19 protein-coding genes are annotated in these 19,820 nt (G+C 71.8%); 6 read left to right on the top strand and 13 right to left on the bottom strand.

Going from position 1 to position 19,820, the window contains the following annotated elements:
- Window positions 1–221 precede the first annotated feature (221 nt).
- A complete protein-coding gene (locus tag B7W94_RS03725) occupies window positions 222–566 on the top strand; it encodes a TraR/DksA family transcriptional regulator (RefSeq protein WP_085604452.1) in 345 nt (114 codons plus the stop codon).
- A gap of 21 nt (window positions 567–587) precedes the next feature.
- Window positions 588–1,025: a VOC family protein gene (locus B7W94_RS03720; RefSeq protein ID WP_085604449.1), complete on the top strand. Its 438-nt coding sequence runs from the start codon at window positions 588–590 to the stop codon at window positions 1,023–1,025.
- A 100-nt stretch (window positions 1,026–1,125) separates the two neighbouring features.
- Here B7W94_RS03720 and B7W94_RS03715 read toward each other — a convergent pair whose 3' ends face one another.
- Complete coding sequence (locus B7W94_RS03715; RefSeq protein ID WP_085604446.1) at window positions 1,126–1,974, bottom strand: Gfo/Idh/MocA family protein; 849 nt, start codon at window positions 1,972–1,974, stop codon at window positions 1,126–1,128.
- Window positions 1,975–2,039: 65 nt separating this feature from the next.
- Here B7W94_RS03715 and B7W94_RS03710 point away from each other — a divergent pair, with 65 nt between their 5' ends.
- Together B7W94_RS03710 and B7W94_RS03705 are read left to right on the top strand one after the other, a co-directional pair.
- On the top strand, window positions 2,040–2,861 hold the full coding sequence (locus tag B7W94_RS03710) for a hypothetical protein (RefSeq protein WP_025104123.1): 822 nt from the start codon (window positions 2,040–2,042) through the stop codon (window positions 2,859–2,861).
- A complete protein-coding gene (locus tag B7W94_RS03705; RefSeq protein WP_085604443.1) occupies window positions 2,858–3,706 on the top strand; it encodes an SMP-30/gluconolactonase/LRE family protein in 849 nt (282 codons plus the stop codon). Before B7W94_RS03710 ends, B7W94_RS03705 begins: the two co-directional genes overlap by 4 nt.
- Window positions 3,707–3,967: 261 nt before the next feature.
- Here the strand turns inward: B7W94_RS03705 and B7W94_RS03700 are convergent, their stop codons facing one another.
- Entirely contained in the window at window positions 3,968–4,825 is an 858-nt protein-coding gene (locus tag B7W94_RS03700; protein ID WP_085604440.1) for a fumarylacetoacetate hydrolase family protein, read from the bottom strand.
- A gap of 10 nt (window positions 4,826–4,835) precedes the next feature.
- Window positions 4,836–5,810: a C-terminal binding protein gene (locus B7W94_RS03695; RefSeq protein ID WP_085604437.1), complete on the bottom strand. Its 975-nt coding sequence runs from the start codon at window positions 5,808–5,810 to the stop codon at window positions 4,836–4,838.
- A gap of 77 nt (window positions 5,811–5,887) precedes the next feature.
- On the opposite strand from B7W94_RS03695, the gene B7W94_RS03690 reads away from it, so the two are divergent.
- Together B7W94_RS03690 and B7W94_RS03685 are read left to right on the top strand one after the other, a co-directional pair.
- Window positions 5,888–6,637, top strand: coding sequence for an SDR family NAD(P)-dependent oxidoreductase (locus B7W94_RS03690; protein WP_085604434.1), 750 nt, complete (start codon window positions 5,888–5,890; stop codon window positions 6,635–6,637).
- Window positions 6,630–6,980 (top strand): nuclear transport factor 2 family protein, encoded by a 351-nt coding sequence (locus B7W94_RS03685; protein WP_062633303.1) that lies wholly within the window; start codon window positions 6,630–6,632, stop codon window positions 6,978–6,980. The genes B7W94_RS03690 and B7W94_RS03685 overlap by 8 nt, the downstream gene beginning before the upstream one ends.
- A 69-nt stretch (window positions 6,981–7,049) precedes the next feature.
- Here the strand turns inward: B7W94_RS03685 and dinB are convergent, their stop codons facing one another.
- The 10 genes from dinB to B7W94_RS03635 form a co-directional block, all read right to left on the bottom strand.
- Window positions 7,050–8,246, bottom strand: coding sequence for a DNA polymerase IV (gene dinB / locus B7W94_RS03680; RefSeq protein WP_085604431.1), 1,197 nt, complete (start codon window positions 8,244–8,246; stop codon window positions 7,050–7,052).
- A gap of 61 nt (window positions 8,247–8,307) precedes the next feature.
- Entirely contained in the window at window positions 8,308–9,111 is an 804-nt protein-coding gene (locus B7W94_RS03675) for an SDR family NAD(P)-dependent oxidoreductase (RefSeq protein ID WP_085604428.1), read from the bottom strand.
- Window position 9,112: 1 nt separating this feature from the next.
- Window positions 9,113–10,189, bottom strand: coding sequence for an enolase C-terminal domain-like protein (locus B7W94_RS03670; protein WP_085604424.1), 1,077 nt, complete (start codon window positions 10,187–10,189; stop codon window positions 9,113–9,115).
- A complete protein-coding gene (locus B7W94_RS03665; RefSeq protein WP_085604421.1) occupies window positions 10,186–10,944 on the bottom strand; it encodes an SDR family NAD(P)-dependent oxidoreductase in 759 nt (252 codons plus the stop codon). The genes B7W94_RS03670 and B7W94_RS03665 overlap by 4 nt, the downstream gene beginning before the upstream one ends.
- Before the next feature lie 111 nt (window positions 10,945–11,055).
- Window positions 11,056–12,444: a hypothetical protein gene (locus tag B7W94_RS03660; RefSeq protein WP_085604418.1), complete on the bottom strand. Its 1,389-nt coding sequence runs from the start codon at window positions 12,442–12,444 to the stop codon at window positions 11,056–11,058.
- A gap of 34 nt (window positions 12,445–12,478) precedes the next feature.
- A complete protein-coding gene (locus B7W94_RS03655) occupies window positions 12,479–14,695 on the bottom strand; it encodes a peptidase C14 (protein WP_253247376.1) in 2,217 nt (738 codons plus the stop codon).
- A complete protein-coding gene (locus tag B7W94_RS03650; RefSeq protein WP_085604416.1) occupies window positions 14,695–16,455 on the bottom strand; it encodes a dipeptide ABC transporter ATP-binding protein in 1,761 nt (586 codons plus the stop codon). The genes B7W94_RS03655 and B7W94_RS03650 overlap by 1 nt, the downstream gene beginning before the upstream one ends.
- A complete protein-coding gene (locus tag B7W94_RS03645) occupies window positions 16,452–17,300 on the bottom strand; it encodes an ABC transporter permease (RefSeq protein ID WP_216353864.1) in 849 nt (282 codons plus the stop codon). The genes B7W94_RS03650 and B7W94_RS03645 overlap by 4 nt, the downstream gene beginning before the upstream one ends.
- Window positions 17,293–18,255, bottom strand: coding sequence for an ABC transporter permease (locus tag B7W94_RS03640; protein ID WP_025104137.1), 963 nt, complete (start codon window positions 18,253–18,255; stop codon window positions 17,293–17,295). The genes B7W94_RS03645 and B7W94_RS03640 overlap by 8 nt, the downstream gene beginning before the upstream one ends.
- A 1-nt stretch (window position 18,256) precedes the next feature.
- Entirely contained in the window at window positions 18,257–19,792 is a 1,536-nt protein-coding gene (locus B7W94_RS03635; protein ID WP_081811588.1) for an ABC transporter substrate-binding protein, read from the bottom strand.
- Between the last annotated feature and the right edge of the window lie 28 nt (window positions 19,793–19,820).

Genomic DNA, 19,820 nt, shown 5'->3' with positions numbered 1-19,820 from the left:
TCGCGCGGGACAGGCATTCGCCCGGGTTCAGGCACCTGTCACCAGGGTCGCCTGATGCCGCGCGGACGCCTGATCCTGCGCGAGCGGTCGCGGGGCAGGCTGTCCGGAGAGAACAGGCAGGCGCGGGAGTTCAGGCACCTGCAGCCGGTGTCGCCTGATCCCTCGCGGATGCCTGGTCCGGCGACGACGCGCGTGTCGCAGGGCGGGCCTAGAGTGGGCGGATGGATCTGCGAGCGCTGTTGCAAGAGCGCCGCGCCGAGGCCGAAGCCCGCGTCGCGGCGACGGCGACTACGCTCGCGGAGCTCATGCACGACCGCGAGGGCTCGAACGACGATGACGAGCACGACCCGGAGGGGGTGACGCTCTCGTCGGAGTGGTCCCGACTGTCGGGGCTGGCCGAGGCGGCGCAGGCGGAGCTCCGCCAGGTGGACGAGGCGCTGATGCGGATGGACGCCGGGACCTACGGCATCTGCGCGCACTGCGGGCGGCCCATCCCGCCGGAGCGCCTGGCGGTGCGCCCGTTCGCGGAGTACTGCGTGGCCTGCGCCGAGAAGCTCGGTCGCTGACGCCGGAGTAGCATCGCGGGCATGGCCATCGCCTTCGAGAACATCGGGATCGCCGTGCGCGACCTCGACGCCACCATCGCCTTCTTCACCGATCTGGGTCTCTCCGTGGTCGGACGGGACGAGGTCAGCGGCGAGTGGGCGTCCACCGCGGTCGGGCTCGACGGGAACCACGCGCGGATCGCCGTACTGCAGACCCCGGACGGGCACGGGCAGATCGAGCTGTTCGAGTACATCCACCCCGAGGCGATCGAGACGGAGCCGACGCGGCCGAACGAGATCGGCATGCACCGGATCGCCTTCTCCGTCGACGACATCGATGTCTCCCTCGCCATCGCCGCCCGGCACGGATTCCATCCCCTGCGCGGCGTCGCGAACTACCGGGACATCTACCGGCTGACCTACCTCCGCGGCCCCAGCGGGATCATCCTCATGCTCGCGCAGGACCTCACGAAGCCCTGATTCCGACCCCCGGGCACGACTTCGGAGACGGCAGGCGACACGCCGCCGCACAGGGCCTGTCGACCGCGCAGCGGATCCGATCTCCGAAACTGTGCCCGGGTCAGCGGGAGGCGAGGGCCTCGGCGACCTGTTCGAGTACGGCGATCGGAGCGCGGATCTCGGACGCGGGAACCGGAGACTCGCCGGTCTCCAGCATCCGGGCGAAGGCGCGGACGCCGGGTCGTACATACCCGGGGCCGATCGGGATCTCCCGGCTCGCGATGCCCCGGCGGCCGACGACGGTCGCCCGGAACGGCACCTGCCGGTCGTCGTCCGGCCGCACGAACTCCAGCGTCACCGGCACCCCGCCGACCCGGTAGCGCGCGACGACGCCGGCCGGCAGGAACTGCACCTCGACGTCCTCCGCAGCGCCCGGCCGCAGCACCTGGGCGAGATCGGCGATGTGGATGCCGTAGAAGAAGATGCCGCTGTACGGGCTGTCCGGATCGGCCGGCCCCGTGACGGTCACCGCCTGGACCTCCCCGATGCGGGCCGCCTCCGCCACGAGTTCCGCGGTGTCCGCGAGCCAGCGGAGCGTGGACGACGAGGTGACGGGCACCCGCCCACGCTGCGCGGCCGCAAGGATCGCGTCGGCATCGACGACGCCGGTCGCGAGCGGCTTGTCGACCCAGACCGGCACCCCGGCTTCCAGGAAGGGGACGGCGAGGGCGGGGTGATCGGCACCGTCGCGGGCGGTCACGATGAGCGCGTCCACCGTGCCGAGGAGCGCGGCCGCCTCCTCGACGACGCGTTCGATGCCGCCGAGTGCCGCCAGCTCCCGCGTGCGCCCCGGCTCCCCCGCCACGAGGGCCGTGATCCGCACGGGCACGTCCGTGGCCTCGGCGTTCAGGAAGCGGACGATCTCCGTGGCGTGGCTGTTCTCGATCCCGACGATGCCGACGCTCTTCATGCGGCCGCCCTCCCTCTCGTGCGGGCCCCCGGCGACCCGCCGTCGCGCAGTAGGCTGAACCCATCATGGACGAGTTCATCCGGGGCTTCTGGAACTTCGCGGGTGACTACTGGTGGCTCGTCTTCCCGATCATGGGCATGGCCGGCGGGGTCGCCAAGGCCTGGGAGCGCGGCTCCAAGCGTCGACACGAGCGCCGGCTGGAGGCCCTGCGCATGAAGGCGCAGGTCAAGACCGCCGAGATCGAGGCGCGCGCGGCCGCCCGGCAGGCGAAGCACGGGGGTCCCACCGTCGTCGACACCACGGCCTCCGTGGCGCCCGACGACCTGCTCGCCCGCCTCTTCGCCGAGCACGATGAGATCACCGCGCGGTGGCTGGACTACGAGCTCGACGTCGCCAAGCTCATCGCCTTCCCCGCGATGAGCGACGGCCGCCAGCCGCTGACGGCCGCCTTCCTGCGCGCGAAGAAGACCGCGGACGCGCTGCGTCCGGCCGCCGCCGACGCGAAGCTCGCGGAGCACCAGATCGCGGAGTACCTGCAGGCCGTCGGCGACTACGCGGTCGCGTTCGAGATCGCGGAGAAAGACGCCCGGCGGCTGCGCGACTCGACGTTCACCGAGGCCGAGCGCAAGCGCCTGGACCGCGCGCAGCAGCTCCTCAAGGTCGCCGTGGACGAGTCGGCGACGCAGTCCGAGCGGAACATCGCGTACAAGCGGGTGCGCGAGGAGCTCGACGGCCTCATCCTGCTCTCCGATGAGGCCGTGACCGTGCTCGAGAAGCAGGTGGCGAAGGAGCTTCCGTCCGCCCCTGCCGCAGCGGCGGATCATGCCGACCCCGTTCCGGAGCCGCTGCCCGTGACCGACCCGCGGCGGACGGCGGAGGGCGCATGACTCCCGAGAACGTGACCGGCCCGGTCGCCGTCCACGCCGAGGCCCCGGTCTGGTGGCCCGGGTGGGGCGGCCTGCGCTGGGTCGACGGAGACGCGGGCGACCTGCTCACCCTCCGCGGCGACGAGATCGTCCGCCAGCACATCGACGACGAGTACCTCGCGTTCTTCCGCCCGCGGACGTCCGGGGGCTTCGTGGCGGTGGGCGCGCGCACCCTGTACCTCGCCGACGGCCCCGACGCGGAGGCCCGTCCCGTCGCGACCCTGCTCGACGACGGCCCGGTGCGCATGAACGACGGCTGCTGCGACCCGCGAGGACGACTCCTGGCCGGATCGATGTCCACGGACTCCACCGCGGGTGCCGGGACCGTGCTGCGCATCGACGCCGCCCTCGACGTGACCACGGTGCTCCCCCGCGTGACCTCGTCCAACGGTGTCAGCTACTCCCCGGACGGCCGCCGCGTCTACTACGTGGACACCGACACCGGCCGGATCGACGTGTTCGACGTGAGCGAGGGCGAGCTCCGCGGACGCCGGGTGTTCGCGCACATCCCCGAAGACGACGGCGTGCCCGACGGCCTCACGGTCGCCGCGGACGGCAGCGTCTGGGTCGCGCTGTGGGGCGGGAGCCGCGTGCGGGGGTTCGAGCCGTCCGGGGCCGTGCGCGAGGACATCGTGCTGTCGGTGCCCCAGGTCAGTGCCTGCACCTTCGGCGGCGACGACCTCGGCACGCTCTTCATCACGACCTCCGCGCAGGGCCTGCGGTCCGATCACGGCACCGCCGCGGGGTCGGTGTTCGCGGTGCGCCCTGGGGTGCACGGCCTCCCGGTCCTCCCCTTCGCCGGCTGACCCCCGCGCGGGGTCGGGCGCTCGCGCGGCATCAGGCACTTTTCGCCTCCAGCCGCCTGAGCCCGCGCGGATGCCTGTGTACCCGTGGATGCCTGAGCCGCCGGGCGCTCGCGGCACCAGGCTGTCGCGCGAAAGCAGGCCCCTTTCCCCTCAGCCGCCTGAGCCTGCGCGCATGCCTGAGCCCGCGCGGGCATCCGGGAGAGACCTCTACCCGGGACACGGTTGCACTCAGCGAAAGGAACCGTGCCCCGGGCACAGGCCTCACCCGAGACGGACCCGCTCCGTGCGCTGGTGCTGGCGGCCGAGTCGCTCGATCTCGATGGTCATCTCGTCGCCGTCCTGCAGGTAGGGGAAGCGTCCGGACAGCGCGACACCCTGCGGAGTGCCGGTGTTGATGACGTCGCCGGGTTCGAGCACGAGGTAGTGACTGAGCTCGTGCACCAGCTGGAGCACGGGGAAGATCATGTCGGCGGTGGAGGAGTCCTGCCGCGGCTCGCCGTTCACGAAGGACCGCAGGCGCAGCGCCTGAGGGTCGACCTCGTCCGCGGGGACCAGTGCCGGGCCGAGGGGGTTGAACGTCTCGGAGCACTTCCCCTTCGACCACTGTCCGCCGGAGACCTCGAGCTGGTACGCCCGCTCGGACACGTCGTTCGAGATGGTGTAGCCGGCGATCACGTCGCGCGCGGCCTCGGCGGAGGGCAGGTACCGCGCCGTCCGGCCGATGACGACCGCGAGCTCGACCTCCCAGTCGACCTTCTCGGCTCCCGGCGGCAGGAGCACGACGTCGTCCGGCCCCACGACCGTGTTCGGGTGCTTGAAGAACACCACCGGGTGTGCGGGCGGCTCGGCACCGGACTCCGCCGCGTGCGCCGCGTAGTTCTGTCCGATGCAGATCACCGCGGTCGGCCGTGCCACAGGGGCACCGACGCGCAGCCCCGTAGTCTCCGCCTTCGGCAGCGAGCCGTCGGCGAGTGCCGCCCGCACGCGGGCGATGCCGTCCGCGGCGAGGAACGCGCCGTCGATGTCGCGGGTCAGGGAGCCGAGATCGCGCACCGCGCCCTCGTCATCGCGGACGTAGGGGCGCTCGTGGCCGATCGCGCCGAGTCGCAGCAGTTCCATGGGAGTCCTCTCAGCGCGCGGCCGCGAAGGCCGGGTTGACGATGGGCACGGCCTCGCCGGCGAGCGAGCGGATCACGTTCTCGGCGGCGTGCACGGGAAGATCCGCCAGGGCCTCCGGGGAGTACCAGGCGGCGTGCGGCGTGAGCAGCACGGTGTCGAGCGCCCGCAGCGCGGAGGTGCCGGGGAGCGGCTCCTCCGCGAAGACGTCGAGAGCGGCACCGGCGAGCCGGCCGTCGCGGAGCGCCGCGGCCAGGGCATCCTCGTCGATGAGCGGCCCCCGGCAGGTGTTCACGATCACGGCGTCCCGCTTCATCGTCGCCAGGGCCGCGGCGTCGATGAGATGGCGGGTCTCGTCCGTCAGCGGCACGTGCAGGGTGAGGATGTCGGCGCGGGCGATCGCCGACGGGATGTCCACAGGCTCGCAGCCCGCGTCGCGCACGGCGTCGTCGGAGGCATACGGGTCGGCCACCAGCACACGGAAGCCGAGCGCCCGACACCCGCGGGCGACGATCGATCCGATGCGCCCGAAGCCGAGCACCGACACGGTGGTGGAGGACGGCCGCACGGCGAGCGGCCGGGCGTCGACGGCCTTCCAGACGCCCTCCCGTACGGCCCGGTCGTAGGCGGAGAGGCCGCGGGCCTGGGTCATGATCATCGCGACGGTGTGCGCGGCGACCTCTTCGATGCAGTAGCTCGGCGTGTTCGCGACGGCGATGCCACGGGCCGTGGCGGCCTCGACGTCGATCATGTCGTAGCCGATGCCGACACGGCTGATGAAACGGAGGTTCGGCAGGCGGTCCATGAGGTCGCCGTCGATGCGCGCCCACTGCACGACCAGGGCCTCGGCGTCGGCTCCGGCGGCGGCGATGTCGTCCGGGCTCCCGGAGGCGGCCCGCTCGGCACGGAGGCCGGCGGCGCGGAGGGTGTCTTCGATGACGGTCCCGGGGAGGTCGCAGTCGGTGACGAGGATGAGCGGCGCGGTCATGAATGCGATGCTATAGCATCTAGCAACCTCTCGTACAGCGCTGCCCGGAGAGCCGGTTCTTGCTATAGCGTTTAGTCATGACTGTTCGCCGCGCACTCGTCACGGGCGCCAGTTCCGGCATCGGAACCGCCGCCGCCCTCGAACTCGCCCGCGAGGGCGTCGCCCTCTGGATCACCTACGCCGGACGGGAGGCCGAAGCCGCACGCGTGGCGGAGGAGTGCCGCGCCGCGGGCTCGCCGGACGTCCATGTGTCGCGCCTCGACCTCCGCGACCCCGACTCCATCACGGCGCTCATCGCCGAGATCACGGACGCCTGGGGCGACCTGCACGTCCTCGTCAACAACGGCGGCGTCTGCCCCTACACCCCGTACCCCGAGTTCGACATCGAGGAGTGGGACTTCGTCCTGGAGACGAACGCCCGCGGCACCTTCCTGCTCACCCGCGCGGCGCTCCCCCTGCTCCGGGCCGCCGACGGCGACCGCTCGGTCATCAACATCGCCTCGATCGCCGGGCAGGTCGGCGCGCTGCAGACGGGCATCCACTACGCGGCCAGCAAGGGGGCGATCCTCGCGATCACCCGCAGTTTCGCCCGGCACCTCGCCGCCGAGGGCATCCGCGTCAACGCCGTCACGCCCGGCCCGGTCGCCAGCGCGATCACGGATCAGCTCCAGGGCGAGGGCCGCGCGAAGCTCGAGTCGGGCATCCCGCTCGGTGCGTTCGGGCAGCCGGAGGACGTCGCCTGGATCATCGCGTCGCTCGCCTCGGAGCGGGCCCGCTTCATCACCGGAGCCACCTACGACGTCAACGGAGGAGTTCGCATTGACTGACCGCACCGCCCAGGACCGTTCTGCCCTCGACACCGTCCAGGCCCAGCTCGACGCCTTCAACGCCCACGACCTCGACGCCTTCGTCGCGACCTACGCCGACGATGCCGTGGTCACCGGAGTCGCGCCGGAACCCCTCGTCGGGTCGGCCGCGATCCGCGCCTTCTACGAGCCGCGGCTGCAGAACCCGGAGCTCTCCTGCGTGATCGACACGAGCGTCCTGTTCGGCTCCCGCTGGGTCGTCGCCCAGGAGCGGGTCATCAACGCCGGCGTCGCCACGGAGACGATCGCGACGTTCGACGTGGTCGACGGCGTGATCTCGCGGGCGTCGATGCTCAAGGCCTGACCCGCTTCGAATCGCCCGATTGGCTGTATTTCCGGCCGAAACGGGACCAGTCAAGCGATTCGAAAGGGGTCAGTGGTGCTCCGGCAGCACGGGAGACGACCAACCGGGGTCGCGGCCGAGCTGGGCGGCGCGGGAGACCGAGGCGGAGCCGTAGCGGTCACGGAGCGTATCGAGCACGGTGTCGAGGCGAGACTCGTCGCCCCAGTCGATCGGCAGCTCGGGTGGGACGCTGTCCGCCGCGTCGAGCTGGGTGAGCGAGAGGCCGAGCAGGGTGATGCCGCGGCCGCTGATCTCGGGCTGCGCCGCGGCGAGGAGCGTGCGGGCGACGGCGAGCAGCAGCGCGGTGCGGTCGGTCGGCGCGCGCAGCGACCGCGAACGGGTGGCCTTCGTGAAGTCGCCGAAGCGCAGGCGCAGCACCACCGTGCGGCACACGCGGTCGCCGTCGCGGAGACGCTTCGCGAGCCGGTCGACGATCTGGGTGAGGATGACGTCGAGTTCGTCCGGCGACCGCGGACGGACGCCGAGCGCCCGCTGCGACCCGATCGATCCCCGGCGCCTGGTCGTGTCCACGGGGCGGGGGTCCCGCAGGCGGGCGAGAGCATGGACGTGCGCTCCGGTCGCCTTTCCGAGCATCCGCTCCGCGGTGGCGGCCTCGAGCTCCGCGAGCTCGCCGACCGTGCGGATGCCGTAGCGGTGCAGCTTCTCCGCCGTCACCGCGCCGACGCCCCACAGCCGCTCGACGGGGAGCGGCAGCAGGAACTCCTCCTCCCGGTCGGGCTCGACGACGAGGAGCCCGTCGGGCTTACTCACCGCACTCGCGACCTTGGCGAGGAACTTCGTGCGGGCGACGCCGACCGAGATCGCCAGGCCCGCCTCGGCGCGCACGCGCTCCCGCAACCGGATGGCGATGGCCTCGGGAGTGCCGGCGATGCGTCGCAGGCCGCCGACCTCGAGGAACGCCTCGTCGATGGAGAGCCCTTCCACGAGCGGGGTGGTGTCGCGGAAGATGCGGAAGACATCCTTGCTGGCCGCGGAGTAGGCCTCCATCCGCGGCGGCACGACGACGGCGTCGGGGCACAGCTCGCGCGCCTGCCGGCCGCCCATCGCGGTGCGGACGCCCCGTGCCTTCGCCTCGTAGCTGGCGGCCAGCACGACCCCGCCGCCGACGATCACCGGACGCCCGCGGAGCTCCGGCGCATCACGCTGCTCGACCGAGGCGTAGAACGCATCGAGATCGGCGTGCAGAACCGTCGCTTCCCCGCGCATCCCGTTCTCCCGTCGACGAGCGGATCGTCGCACGGACCGGGAACATCGGCGTGGCCGGAGTTCAGGAGGCCGGGGGCGCCTCGAACCGCTCCCGCAGCGCGGGGTCGAGCGTGATGTCGCCGAACGACGCCGTCCACGCTCCGTCCACCGCGATGGACTGCCCCGAGAGGTAGGGGGCCTCGTCGGAGAGCAGGAACGCCGTCACTGCGGCGACCTCCTCCGCACGGGCGATGCGTCCCATCGGCGGACCCTCCGCGAGCAGGCGCTCCTCCGCCGCAGGGTCGGCCGCCCGCGCGATCTGCGCCTCCAGATGCGGGGTGCGCACGCCGCCCGGCGCGACGGTGTTCGCCCGTATGCCCAATCCGCCATATGTCACGGCGACGCTGCGGCTCAGGGCGTCGATGCCGCCCTTCGTGAACTCGTAGGCCGCGTGGTCCACGAAGCTCGACCGCCCGTGGATCGACCCGATGTTGACGATCGCCCCGGCGACGCCCTGGTCGAGGAACGCGGACACGGCGGCCGAACAGCCCCAGAGGTAGCCGAAGCCGTTGATGTCGACGATCTCGCGCACGACCGTCTCGTCGAGCTCGTGCAGCGGCGTGCGCTTCGTGATGCCGGCGTTGTTGACCCAGCCGGCCAGCGGAGCCCTCGCGCGCGCGGCGGCGGCGGCACGCTCGTGGGCCGTGCGGTCGGAGGCGTCGCCGAGCACGACCTCCGCGACGATGCCCTCCTCCACGGTCCCGGAGCCGGGAGAGCGTTCGAGCCCGACCACGATCCAGCCGTCGGCGGTGAGCCGCGCGGCCACCGCGCGCCCGATGCCCTTGCCGCTGCCGGTGACCACGACGCTGCGCGGGGAATGTGCCATGTCAGTCCCTCTCGAAACGGAAGACGGCGGGATCGAGGCCGAAGCCGAGCCCCGGAGCCGTGGGGGGCGTGACGGTGCCCGCGAACTGCGGCCCGCCCGTGACGAACGAGGGCGCGGGGTCGTAGGGGTTGACGCCGCGGGCGAAGGTCTCCACCTGGATGCCGAGGTGGGTCGTGACCTCGGGGTACACGTGTCCGGACACCGGGACGCTGCGCTCCGCCGCCCAGGCGATGAGCTCGCGCGCGGGGGTGATGCCGCCGACCGCCACGACGTCGAGGCGCAGCGCGTCGACCTCGCCGATCTCGACGAGAGCCCGGAGCACGGCGGGGTCGGTCACCTCGTCGCCCACCGCCACCGGCAGCCCGGTCTCCCGGCGGATGCGGGCGACACCGGCCGCGTCCTCGGGGAGCAGCGGATCCTCCAGCCAGGCAAGGCGCGGGTCGCCCCACTGCGCGACCTCCGCCACAGCGGCCTCCGCGTCGGGCCAGCCGAAGCCCACGTCCACCACGAGTCCGGTCGAGGACGGCAGCTCCGCGCCGAGGATCGCGAGCAGCTCGCGCATGTATGCCGGATCGGGAATGCGCGAGATCTTCACCTGCGCCCAGCCCTCCGCCTGCGCGAGCACCTCATCCGCGACCTCCCGCGGCGTGCGCTGCGGAGACGGATACGCGGCGACGAGCATCCCCTCCCGGGGGACGTCCCCCGTGCCGAGCAGGGTCCACAGCGGCACGCCGGCGCGACGGGCCGCGATGTCCCACAGGGCGATGTCGACGAGACCGATCGCCCGCCGCACGAGTCCCACCCGTCCGACGATCGCGCTGCCGCGGAGCATCCGGTCCCACGCGGCCGCCGGGTCGTCGGCGTCGAGCCCCACCGCGTGCGGAGCCACCAGGCGGTCGACGATCTCCGCCATCGGGGCCTCGCGCGACAGGCAGTAGGCGACCCCGGTGGTGCCGTCGTCCGCCGTCACCTGCACCGCGGAATACTCCCGCCGCGTGACCGTCATCGCGCCGAGCTGCAGCGGTGCCGGAAGGGGGAGGACCGCCGTGGCCGTGTCGATCCGAGCGATGGCGGTCATTCGGGCTTCTTCGCGAGGGGCACGCCGTAGTCGACCATGAACCCGCCGTCGACGTACAGGGTCTGCCCGTTCATGTAGCGCGACTGGTCCGACACGAGGAAGCTCACGGCCGCGGCGATCTCACTCGCGTCGGCCAGGCGCTTCGCGGGGATGCGGGACAGGATCGTGTCGAGGCTCAACGTCCCCTGCTCGACGCCCTGCCGGAACACTCCGGTGTCGACATAGCCCGGGGCGACGGCGTTGACGCGCACCCCTCGCGACGCCCACTCCGCTCCGGCCGTCGAAGTGAGTCCGATGACGGCGGCCTTGGTCGTGGCATACGGCGCCCGCCCCGCGGAGCCTCGCGAGGAGATGGAGGAGATGTTGACGATGCGGCCCTCGCCCCGGTCGAGCATGCGCTTCCCGGCAGCCTGGAGCGCGGAGAACACCCCGTGCAGGTTCACGTCCACGACCGCGGACCACTCGTCCCACGTGAGGTCTTCGATCCCGCGATGCCGCTGGATGCCCGCGTTGTTCACGAGCACCTCGATGGGCCCGAGCTCCGCCTCGATCTCGCCGAAGACCCGGTCGACGGCGGCATGGTCGGTGACGTCGAGCTCCCGCCACAGGATCCCGGCGGGGTTCTCGCCCGCGGTGAGCCCGGGGACGCGGTCGGTCGCGACGACGAGGTAGCCGTCCGCGGAGAGCCGCTGTCCGATCTCCCAGCCGATGCCGGCCGAGCCTCCGGTGACGATGGCGACGGGGCGCGCGGTCATGTCTCTCCTCTACCTCGGGGATTTGCTATAGCAACTCTATCCCGTTCGAATCGCGCAACTGGTTCGATTTCGGCCGGAAATGGAGCAAAGTGGGCGATTCGAAAGGCGGAACTACCCCAGCAACCCGGCCACGACCGACACGGCGTGGGACTCCAGGAGCTCCAGGGCACCGGGGGCCAGGGGCGTCTGCCAGGACTGATAGGCGCCGCGGTCGTAGGCCTCGCGGGTCGGGAGATACACGAACCCCGGGCCGTTCGTGAGGTTCATCACCACGATCGGCGTCTCCGGGAACCGCTCCCGCAGGGTCGTCTGCAGCCGCGAGTACGCCTCGCCCGGATGCCCCACGATCACGGCGTCTCCGAGCCGCCACGCCCACACGGGATGCGACACGGTCGGACCGTCGATGTAGCCGTCACGGAGATTCCGCGCCCGTCCGAGGCGCTCCTCCCGCGACCGGGGGTCGATGTCCTTCCACTCCTCGGCGAGCTCGTCCAGGGTGGGCAGGTCGCGCAGCGGCAGCTCGACCGCCGAGACGACTCCCGCCGCCCCGTCGCCGCCGTCCGCCGGGGTCCCGGTCCAGATCGCGAGCGGAGCCCCCGACTCCACGACCCCGTCCAGCGTCAGCTCCTCGCCGGGTACCGGGAGCCCGTCCAGCGCCGCGAGCACCGCGTGCCCGAGTGAGCGTCCGTGCCGGTCGGCCACCGCGACGTCGCCGGTGTACTGCTCCCGAGGGGCCAGCTCGCCCGAGGCCCCCTGCACGAAGAGGCACGGTGCGCCGATCGCGGCCTCCACGATCTCGCGCATCGCGCCGACGTAGTCCGGAGACACCTCTCGGTGCTGCCAGGCCAGGGTCGTCGGGTGGCAGGCGTAGTTCACCAGCGTCGCCCGCACCTCCCCGTTGATGCTGATCCGGCCGATGGTCACCGTGTCGTCGGCGGTGCCCTGGGGGTTGTAGCCGACGAGCGCGCGGCCGTCGAGGTCGAGCTCCCGCTCCGCCGCGAGGGTGCAGGTGCCCGTGGTCCACTCGATCAGTCCCGGTCGCGCAGCCTCCAGCGCCTCCCGCCCGGCGGCGATGCCCGCGGCAGCAAGAGCCTCCAGGTACCCGGGGATGAGTTCGCCGCCCGGCAGATGCGCATCCGCGGCGCAGAGCACGGCCCCGGCGTGGGTGTGCGAGAGGGAGAGCATGAGCTGATCGGCATCGAGGCCCAGACCGTCGAGGATCGCCCCGCGCACGCCCTGCTCATCGGCGACTCGGCGCCACCAGGTGCCGTCGACGGCGAGCAGCACCCGGGGCCGCTCGTCCGCGGCCACCACCGCGAGCGCGGTCAGCTCGAACGGCCGATGCGCCCCCTCGGACCGCTCCCAGTCGGCCGGGCCCCAGTTCTTGGCGCGGATGCCGACGGGCGGCGTGATGTCGCGCCGGGCGACGCCGATGCGCGCCCGCGTGCGGGGGATGCGGATGCGGTCTCCGAGGTGCGTCGCCGCTGCGGTGTCGTTCACGCGTGGTCCTCCCTGATGTCCATGATGCCGCCCGTCACGCGCTCGCCAGCACGTCCGCGATGACGACGCGCGGTCCGGCTTCCGGCAGCGCCGTCTCGACGCCGCGCTCGACGGTGTCGCTGTAAAGCAGCGTCGACGGCTCGGCGAACCCGTCCGCCAGCCGCAGTCCTCCGCCGACGAACTGGCTGCCGGTGACGCGGGCGTGGTTGACGCCCGTCCCGATGTCGAGGTGGGCCGCGCCCCGCGGCACTGTCGAGGTCACCCCGCTCACCCGCCAGGTGACGACGCCGGCACCGGCAGTCCTGCTCAGCAGCGCGCCGTCCGTCCGCTCCGTGGACAGCTCGACGCCCTCCAGAGCGACGAGCTGATCGCGCACCGCGGTCGCGGTCAGGCGCACGTCGCGCACGGAACCGCCGCGGATGGTGACCGTGGCGGCGCCGACCTCGAAGGGCGCACCCGCCGCCGGGCCGCTGAGGCGGCAGTCCACGAACTCGACCGGCCCGGACCCACGGGCCTTGACCCCGTCGATCCCGGTGATCGTGCAGTCCACGAAGCGCACGGGAGCCGTGACCGGGGTCTGCACGAGCACCTGGTCCTTCGGCAGCGCGAAGGTGGAGTCCGCGATCACGGTCGGCCGCGACGAGCGCTGCGACCGCTGTCCGATCGCCAGAAGTCCCGCGGTGCACCCGCGCACCTGGGCGCCGTCGGCGTTGATGGTCATGGTCGCCTGCGGATCGAAGGTCGAGCGGCCGATGACCCGCACGTTCTCCAGCGTCAGATCGCTGATCTTGGTGCCGGCGACGAACCAGGAGCAGACGTGGTCGCGCACCGTGATGCGCTTGGCGGCCGTGCCCCACTGCGCGCCGGAGTTGGCGATGTCCATGAGCCCGGAGTTGCCGATGAAGGTGAGGTCGTGCTCGTACTGGCCGTGCGTGGTGAAGGGGTTGCCGCCCTGATCGTCGCCGTCGCCGTGGCAGTTCTCGACGATGCAGTACGCGCTGGCGGTGAGGTCGTTCAGGTGCCGGGCGTTCGACGAGGTGCAGTCGCTGACCCGTCCATAGAGGCTGTAGATCTGCTGCGTGAGGTAGCCCGCGCCGCCGTAGAACACGGTCGGCGGGTTCTCCACCGAGCAGCGCTCCGTCGTGAAGTGCGTGTTCCAGCGCCGCATGATCACGGGCCACCAGGTGCGGCTCGCGTGCACGTCGGCGACGTCGCAGTGGATCGCGTACTCGAAGGCGATCGGGTGGGAGCCGGTGAGCTCACGGGAGTCGGGGAAGGAGCCGTCGGTGGGACCGTCGAAGGGTCCGGCGCCGAGGAACCGCATGTTCGCGATGCGCACGCCCGCGACCGGTTCCATCTGCCGCCAGACGAGCTTTCGCCCCTTGTCCAGCGGCCAGCCGTTGAGGTAGTCGATGCGGATGTGGGTGGCGTCGATCTGCTGCGTCACCTGCACGAACCGCTGCAGCTCGCGCTCGTCCGCCCCTCCTCCGGCGACCGGATCGCACTGCACCGCCCACCAGGAATCGACGGGGAACCGGGAGGCATCCGGCACGGCGACCGCGTCGGTCAGCTCGGGCCAGGCCTCGGCCAGCGCATGCTCGACCGTGACGTCCTTCGACACCCCGGTGAAGAACATCACGGCGCCGAACGGGTTGTCGTGCGTGTTCTTCTCGATGCCGTCGGTCGTGATGAGGTTTCCGCCGAAGTCGATCTCGACGTACGACCGGGTGAAGCGGTGCCGTCGCCGGAACAGCAGATCCGTGCTCGCCTCGATCCGGCGGATACGGGGATCGTTCACCATCGCGGCGAGCGCATCGTCGGCCGGCTTCTCCGGTCCCGTGATGCCGAAGACCCGGAAGTCGACCGTCCCTTCATGCTGCAGGATCCAGCGGGTGTCGCGCTTCCCCGCGATCACGGTCCCGCCGTTGGGCGTGGTCTTCGCGTTCTCGCTGCCCACGTACACGAGCAGCCCGGCGTCGCCGGGCTTCCGGTACCCGGCGACGACCGCCACCTCGCCGTCGCGGGCCCGCAGGCGGCCCAGATCGGCGACGGACTCCGCTCGCGTGACGTCCTTGGCGCCGGCGACGACCGGGGCGGCCTGCGCTGGTGCCGTGCTCGCGAGCGCGCCCGCTGTGCCGAGCGCGACCGCGCCGAGCCCGGCCATGAGCGCGCGGCGGCCGGCGGACCGCACCGCCGCGCCGACACCCGCGGTGTCCGCCGCGGGTGCCGTCCCCTGATCCGTGATGGTCATCATCGTCCTCCTCGTCCGGCGGTCGTCGCGGGGACCGCGCCCGTCTGCCCGCCGTGGGTCTGCCAGAGCGCCGCGGCCTCCGCACGCCGTCGGCGCTCGAGGACCGGGTCGGCGACGGGGATCGCCGCCATGAGCCCGCGCGTGTACTCGTGCTGCGGATTCGCGAAGAGCGCGTCGCGCGCGCCGATCTCGACGATGCGGCCCTGCTGCATCACGGCGACCGTCGAGGACATGTACCGGATCACCGCCAGGTCGTGGCTGATGAAGAGGTAGGTGAGGCCGAGCTCGGCCTGCAGCTCCCGGAGCAGATTGAGCACCTGCGCCTGGATCGACACGTCGAGCGCCGACACCGATTCGTCGAGCACGAGGAAGTCCGGCTCCAGCACGAGCGACCGGGCGATGGACACGCGCTGGCACTGCCCGCCGGACATCGAGCGCGGCAGCCGGTGCGCGAACTCCTCGTCCAGGCGCACGCGGTGCATGGTCTCGCGCACCTTCTCGGCGCGGGAGGCCCGGGTGCCGATGCCGTGGGCGCGCAGCGGCGCCTCGATGATCTGCGCGACGGTCTGCCGCCGGTTCAGCGCCGAGAAGGGGTCCTGGAACACCATCTGCATGCGCTTGCGCAGCCGCCGCAGCTCCTCGCCGCGGAGGTCGTGCGGACGCTGCCCGTCGAAGACGACCGTCCCGCCGTCGATGCCGCCGAGCGCGAGCACGGCCTTCGACACGGTCGACTTGCCGGAGCCCGACTCGCCGACGAGCCCGACCGTCTCGCCACGCCGGATCTGGAACGACACGTCGTCGACCGCGGTCACCCGGCGTCCGGAGCCGAGCGTGAACACCTTCGACACGCCCTGCACGTCCACCAGCACGTCGCCGGACTCCCGCGCCCGGTCCACCGCGCTGATCGACCCGGCCTCGGCGAGCGGCTCCGTCCCGCGTTCGAGCACCTCCGCGGCGGTGCGGATGGGCTGCTGCACGTCCACCGTGAGGTCGACGACCGCGCCGAGGAGCGCCTGCGTGTACGGGTGCTCCGGGGCCGCGTAGATGCGGTCGACCGGGCCCTCCTCGACCACGCGCCCGTGCCGCATCACGTGGATGCGCTCGCAGAACCCGGCGGCGACGCCGAGGTCGTGCGTGATGAGCACGACCGCGGTCCCGTGGTCCTCCGCGAGCCGGTCGAGGAGGTCGATGATCCGGGACTGCGTCGTGACGTCGAGGGCCGTGGTCGGCTCGTCCGCGATGAGCACGGCGGGCCGGGACGACATGGCCATCGCGATCATGACGCGCTGCCGCATCCCGCCGGAGAACTCGTGCGGGTACTGGCCGAGACGCTCCTCAGGGAGCGGCACCCCGACCTCGGTCAGCAGCTCGACGGCCCTGGCGCGGGCGGCCGCCGCCGAGACCCGGTCGTGCAGCCGGATCGCCTCGACGAGCTGGTGCCCGATCGTGCGGACCGGGTTCAGCGACGACATCGGGTCCTGGTAGACCATCGCGATCTCGCCGCCGCGCACGCGGGTCATCTCCCGCGGGCTCAGCGTGAGCAGTTCGCGGTCGCGCAACCGGATGCTGCCGCCGAGGGTCGCCCCGTCATTCAGCCGCATGATCGACAGCGCCGTGAGCGACTTGCCGGAGCCGGATTCGCCGACGAGGCCGATGCGCTCCCCGGGCCGCACCGCGAACGTGATGCCCTGGACGGGCGTGACGTCCCCATAGGAGACGGTGAGGTCCTGCACCTGCAGGACGGGCATGAGGTCGGTCATCGGCCCCTCCCCTTCCGATCGCCGCCGAACTGGTCGGCGAGCACGTTGAGCAGCCAGATGGTGACGAAGATGAACAGGGCGGGGAACAGCACGTATCCGATGGACTGGTACATCTTCTGGTAGCCCTGCTGCACGAGCGTGCCCCAGGTGGCCTCGGGCGGCGCGATGCCGAGCCCGACGAAGCTCATCGACGCCTCCAGGAGGATCGCGTTGGCGGCGTTGATGGCCGCCTGCACGACGATCGGCCCCTTGGCGTTCGGGAGCACCTCGGCGAAGAGCAGCCGGCGCCGGGTCGAGCCGAACGCCACAGCGGCCGTGAAGTAGTCCTCCTGCAGTTCGCTGAGCACCGACGACCGCACGAGCCGCGCGGTGGTCGGCGTGAGGAGCACCCCGATGATGACGGCGAGCTTGACGGGGTCGGCGCCGAACGCGGAGATGAAGACGAGCGCGAAGAGGATCTGCGGGATCGCCATGACCGTGTCGGCGAGACGCATGAGGATCTCATCGACCCAACCGCGTCCGAACGCCGCCGCCATACCCCAGGCGATGCCGAGGACCATGGCCACGAGCGTCGCGCCCCCGGCGATGAACACGGTGAGCTGGCCGCCGTAGAGCACGCGGCTGAAGAGGTCGCGGCCCAACTCGTCGGTCCCGAAGAGGTGCGCCGCCGAGGGACCGGCGAACCGGTCGGACGACTGCGCCGCGGGATCGTACGGGGCCAGGAGCGGGGCGAGCACGCAGGCGAGGACGATGATCGCCAGCAGCCCCAGCGGGATCCAGGAGGCGACGGCGACCCGTCGGCGGGGACGCGCGGAGCGCAGCGCGAGGGTGAGGGTGTCAGCCACGGCTGCTCCTTGCACGAAGACGCGGATCGAGCACCCCGTAGAGGAGGTCGACGATGAGCGTGGTGAGGATGAACATCGCGGAGATCAGCAGCACGACCGACTGCAGCACCGCGTAGTCCCGCTTGAAGACCGCGTCGATCGCGAGCGAGCCGAGCCCGGGGACGCCGAACACGTACTCCACGATCACCACGCCGCCCAGGGTGTAGCCGACGATCAGGCCGAGCATGGTGAGCCCGGGGATCAGGGCGTTGCGGAGCGCGTGGCCGAGCACGACCCCGCTCGCCGACTGTCCCTTGCCCTTCGCGGTGCGGATGTAGGGGGCGTCCAGCACCTCGACCATCGAGGCCCGGAGGAACCGCATGAGCAGCGGCGCCGCCGCGAAGGCGAGGGTGAGACCGGGGAGGATCATGCGCACGAGGTTCTCGGCGGGGTCCTCCGCGAACGGCGTGTAGCCGCGGGCCGGCAGCACCTTGAGCTGCACGGCGAACACGACGATGAGCACGATGCCGATGAGGAACTGGGGAAGGGCCATGCCCGCGGTCGAGATCGCGGTGAGCACCCGGTCGACCACGCCGAGCGGACGCAGCGAGGCGAACACGGCGGCCGGGGTGGCGATGAGCACGGCCAGGAGCACGCCGATGAGCGTGAGCTCCAGCGTCGCGGGAAGGCGCTGGGCGATGAGCTCCGTCACCGAGTACTGGTTGAAGTAGGACTGACCGAAGTCGCCCGTGAAGACGCCGCCGATCCAGCGCAGGTACTGCTCGATGACGGGGGCGTCGAGGCCGGCCTCCTCCCGGAGCCGGGCGATGGTCTCGGCATCCACGCCCGGCGTCGAGCCGAGGCGGGTGATGACGGGGTCGCCCGGCAGCAGCCGGAGCACGACGAAGACGAGGAGCGAGGTGGCGATCAGCATCGCGATGCTGATCGCCACCCGCCGGAGGACGGAGAGGACCACGTCAGCCCTTCAGCTGCGCGCCCTCGAGGTGCAGCTGTCCGCCGCCCTCGACCCACACGCCGTCGACCGCCGTGCTGGTGGCGGTGACGACCGTCGACTGCAGGGGCACGATGAGCGGCACCTGCTCGTTGATGATGGTCTGCACGGTGCCCCACTTCGCGGCCCGCGCGGTCTCGTCCGGCTCGGCCACGGCGTCGGCGAACGCCGTCTGGAAGTCGGGGTCGACCCAGTTGCACTCGCACCGCCCCTCCAGGTAGAAGTTCAGCGAGTAGGCCGGCTCGGGCGGGGTGGACTGGAAGTTCGGCACGATGTACCCGGGGTAGCTCTTGCCCGCGGGGTAGAACGCGTCGACCCAGGTGCCGATGTCGTTGTTGTCGATGGTCAGCGTGATGCCGATCTCCTTCAGGCTCGCCTGCAGGATCTCGCCGCTCGTGTTCCACTCGGGGTACTGTCCGGCGACGCCCCACCAGGTGAGCGTGCTGCCCTCGGTCACCCCGGCCTCGGCGAACAGCTCCTTCGCCTTGTCCAGGTCGTAGGAGTAGTCGGTCAGCTCGCCGCCGAACCAGGGGTTCACCTCGCCGAGCGCGTTGTTCGTCGGGGAGACCGTGCCCTGGCCGTAGTAGGCGGCGTCGAGGATGGCCTCACGGTCGGTCGCGTACGCGAGGGCCTGCCGGGCGCGCACGTCGTCGAAGGGCGGCGACGTCGTGTCGATCTCCCACGACGGCCACTGGCTCGGGTTCTCGGGCTTCACCAGGGCGATGTCGCCGCCCTCCAGACCCGCCACGTCGCCCTGTGGCACGGACCACAGCACGTCGATGTCGCCGGAACGCAGACCGGTGACGGCGGCGGTGGACTCGGCGGCCTTCACGATCGTGATCTCGTCGAGCGCCGGAGCCTCGCCGAAGTACTCCGGGTTGGGGACGAGCGTGAGGCTGTCGTCCGGAGTGAAGGCGTCCACGACGTACGGACCGGTGCCGATGGGCTCCTTGTCGATGGTGTCGAGTGCGTCGACGTCGATCATCTTCACCCAGACGATACCCGCGGGGAAGGTCGCGATGGGCTCGGACAGCGTCACCACGACGGTCTTCTCGTCCGGCGCGGTGACGTCGGTGACCATCGAGATCTTGTTCTTCTCCTGCGTCGCCGTGTCCGGGTCGAGGTAGTAGTCGAACGCGGCCACCGCGTCGTCGGCGGTGAAGTCCTCGCCGTTCGAGAACGTCACGCCGTCGCGGAGCGTGAAGGTCCAGGTCTTCTGGTCATCCGACGCCTCCCAGCTCTCGGCGAGATCGCCGACGACCTCGCCGGACTCGTCGGTCTTGGTGAGGCCGTTCCACAGCAGCGGGAACAGCACCTCCTCCCACGCGAACGTGCGGATGGCGGGATTGAGCTGCGGGATGCCCTGCGCGGCGGCGACGGTGAGGGTGCCGCCGTCCTGCGCCTGGCCGTCGGGGGTGGATGAGGTGCTGCAACCAGCGGTGATGAGCGCGGCGGTCAGCAGCATCGCTGCTCCGCCGAGCCGAACACGACGACGCGACATGGGTGCCTCCAAGGTCGGGTGGTGCTTC

Source organism: Microbacterium sp. LEMMJ01, from assembly GCF_002114135.1.
Classification (GTDB): Bacteria; Actinomycetota; Actinomycetes; order Actinomycetales; family Microbacteriaceae; genus Microbacterium.
This window is presented reverse-complemented; position numbering and strand designations above follow the sequence as displayed.

Bases quoted from the DNA above. Each gene is read 5' to 3' on its own strand.
- B7W94_RS03725 (WP_085604452.1), top strand. From the start codon at position 222: ATGGATCTGCGAGCGCTGTTGCAAGAGCGCCGCGCCGAGGCCGAAGCC.
- B7W94_RS03720 (WP_085604449.1), top strand. From the start codon at position 588: ATGGCCATCGCCTTCGAGAACATCGGGATCGCCGTGCGCGACCTCGAC.
- B7W94_RS03715 (WP_085604446.1), bottom strand. From the start codon at position 1,974: ATGAAGAGCGTCGGCATCGTCGGGATCGAGAACAGCCACGCCACGGAG.
- B7W94_RS03710 (WP_025104123.1), top strand. From the start codon at position 2,040: ATGGACGAGTTCATCCGGGGCTTCTGGAACTTCGCGGGTGACTACTGG.
- B7W94_RS03705 (WP_085604443.1), top strand. From the start codon at position 2,858: ATGACTCCCGAGAACGTGACCGGCCCGGTCGCCGTCCACGCCGAGGCC.
- B7W94_RS03700 (WP_085604440.1), bottom strand. From the start codon at position 4,825: ATGGAACTGCTGCGACTCGGCGCGATCGGCCACGAGCGCCCCTACGTC.
- B7W94_RS03695 (WP_085604437.1), bottom strand. From the start codon at position 5,810: ATGACCGCGCCGCTCATCCTCGTCACCGACTGCGACCTCCCCGGGACC.
- B7W94_RS03690 (WP_085604434.1), top strand. From the start codon at position 5,888: ATGACTGTTCGCCGCGCACTCGTCACGGGCGCCAGTTCCGGCATCGGA.
- dinB (WP_085604431.1), bottom strand. From the start codon at position 8,246: ATGCGCGGGGAAGCGACGGTTCTGCACGCCGATCTCGATGCGTTCTAC.
- B7W94_RS03675 (WP_085604428.1), bottom strand. From the start codon at position 9,111: ATGGCACATTCCCCGCGCAGCGTCGTGGTCACCGGCAGCGGCAAGGGC.
- B7W94_RS03670 (WP_085604424.1), bottom strand. From the start codon at position 10,189: ATGACCGCCATCGCTCGGATCGACACGGCCACGGCGGTCCTCCCCCTT.
- B7W94_RS03665 (WP_085604421.1), bottom strand. From the start codon at position 10,944: ATGACCGCGCGCCCCGTCGCCATCGTCACCGGAGGCTCGGCCGGCATC.
- B7W94_RS03655 (WP_253247376.1), bottom strand. From the start codon at position 14,695: ATGACCATCACGGATCAGGGGACGGCACCCGCGGCGGACACCGCGGGT.
- B7W94_RS03650 (WP_085604416.1), bottom strand. From the start codon at position 16,455: ATGACCGACCTCATGCCCGTCCTGCAGGTGCAGGACCTCACCGTCTCC.
- B7W94_RS03635 (WP_081811588.1), bottom strand. From the start codon at position 19,792: ATGTCGCGTCGTCGTGTTCGGCTCGGCGGAGCAGCGATGCTGCTGACC.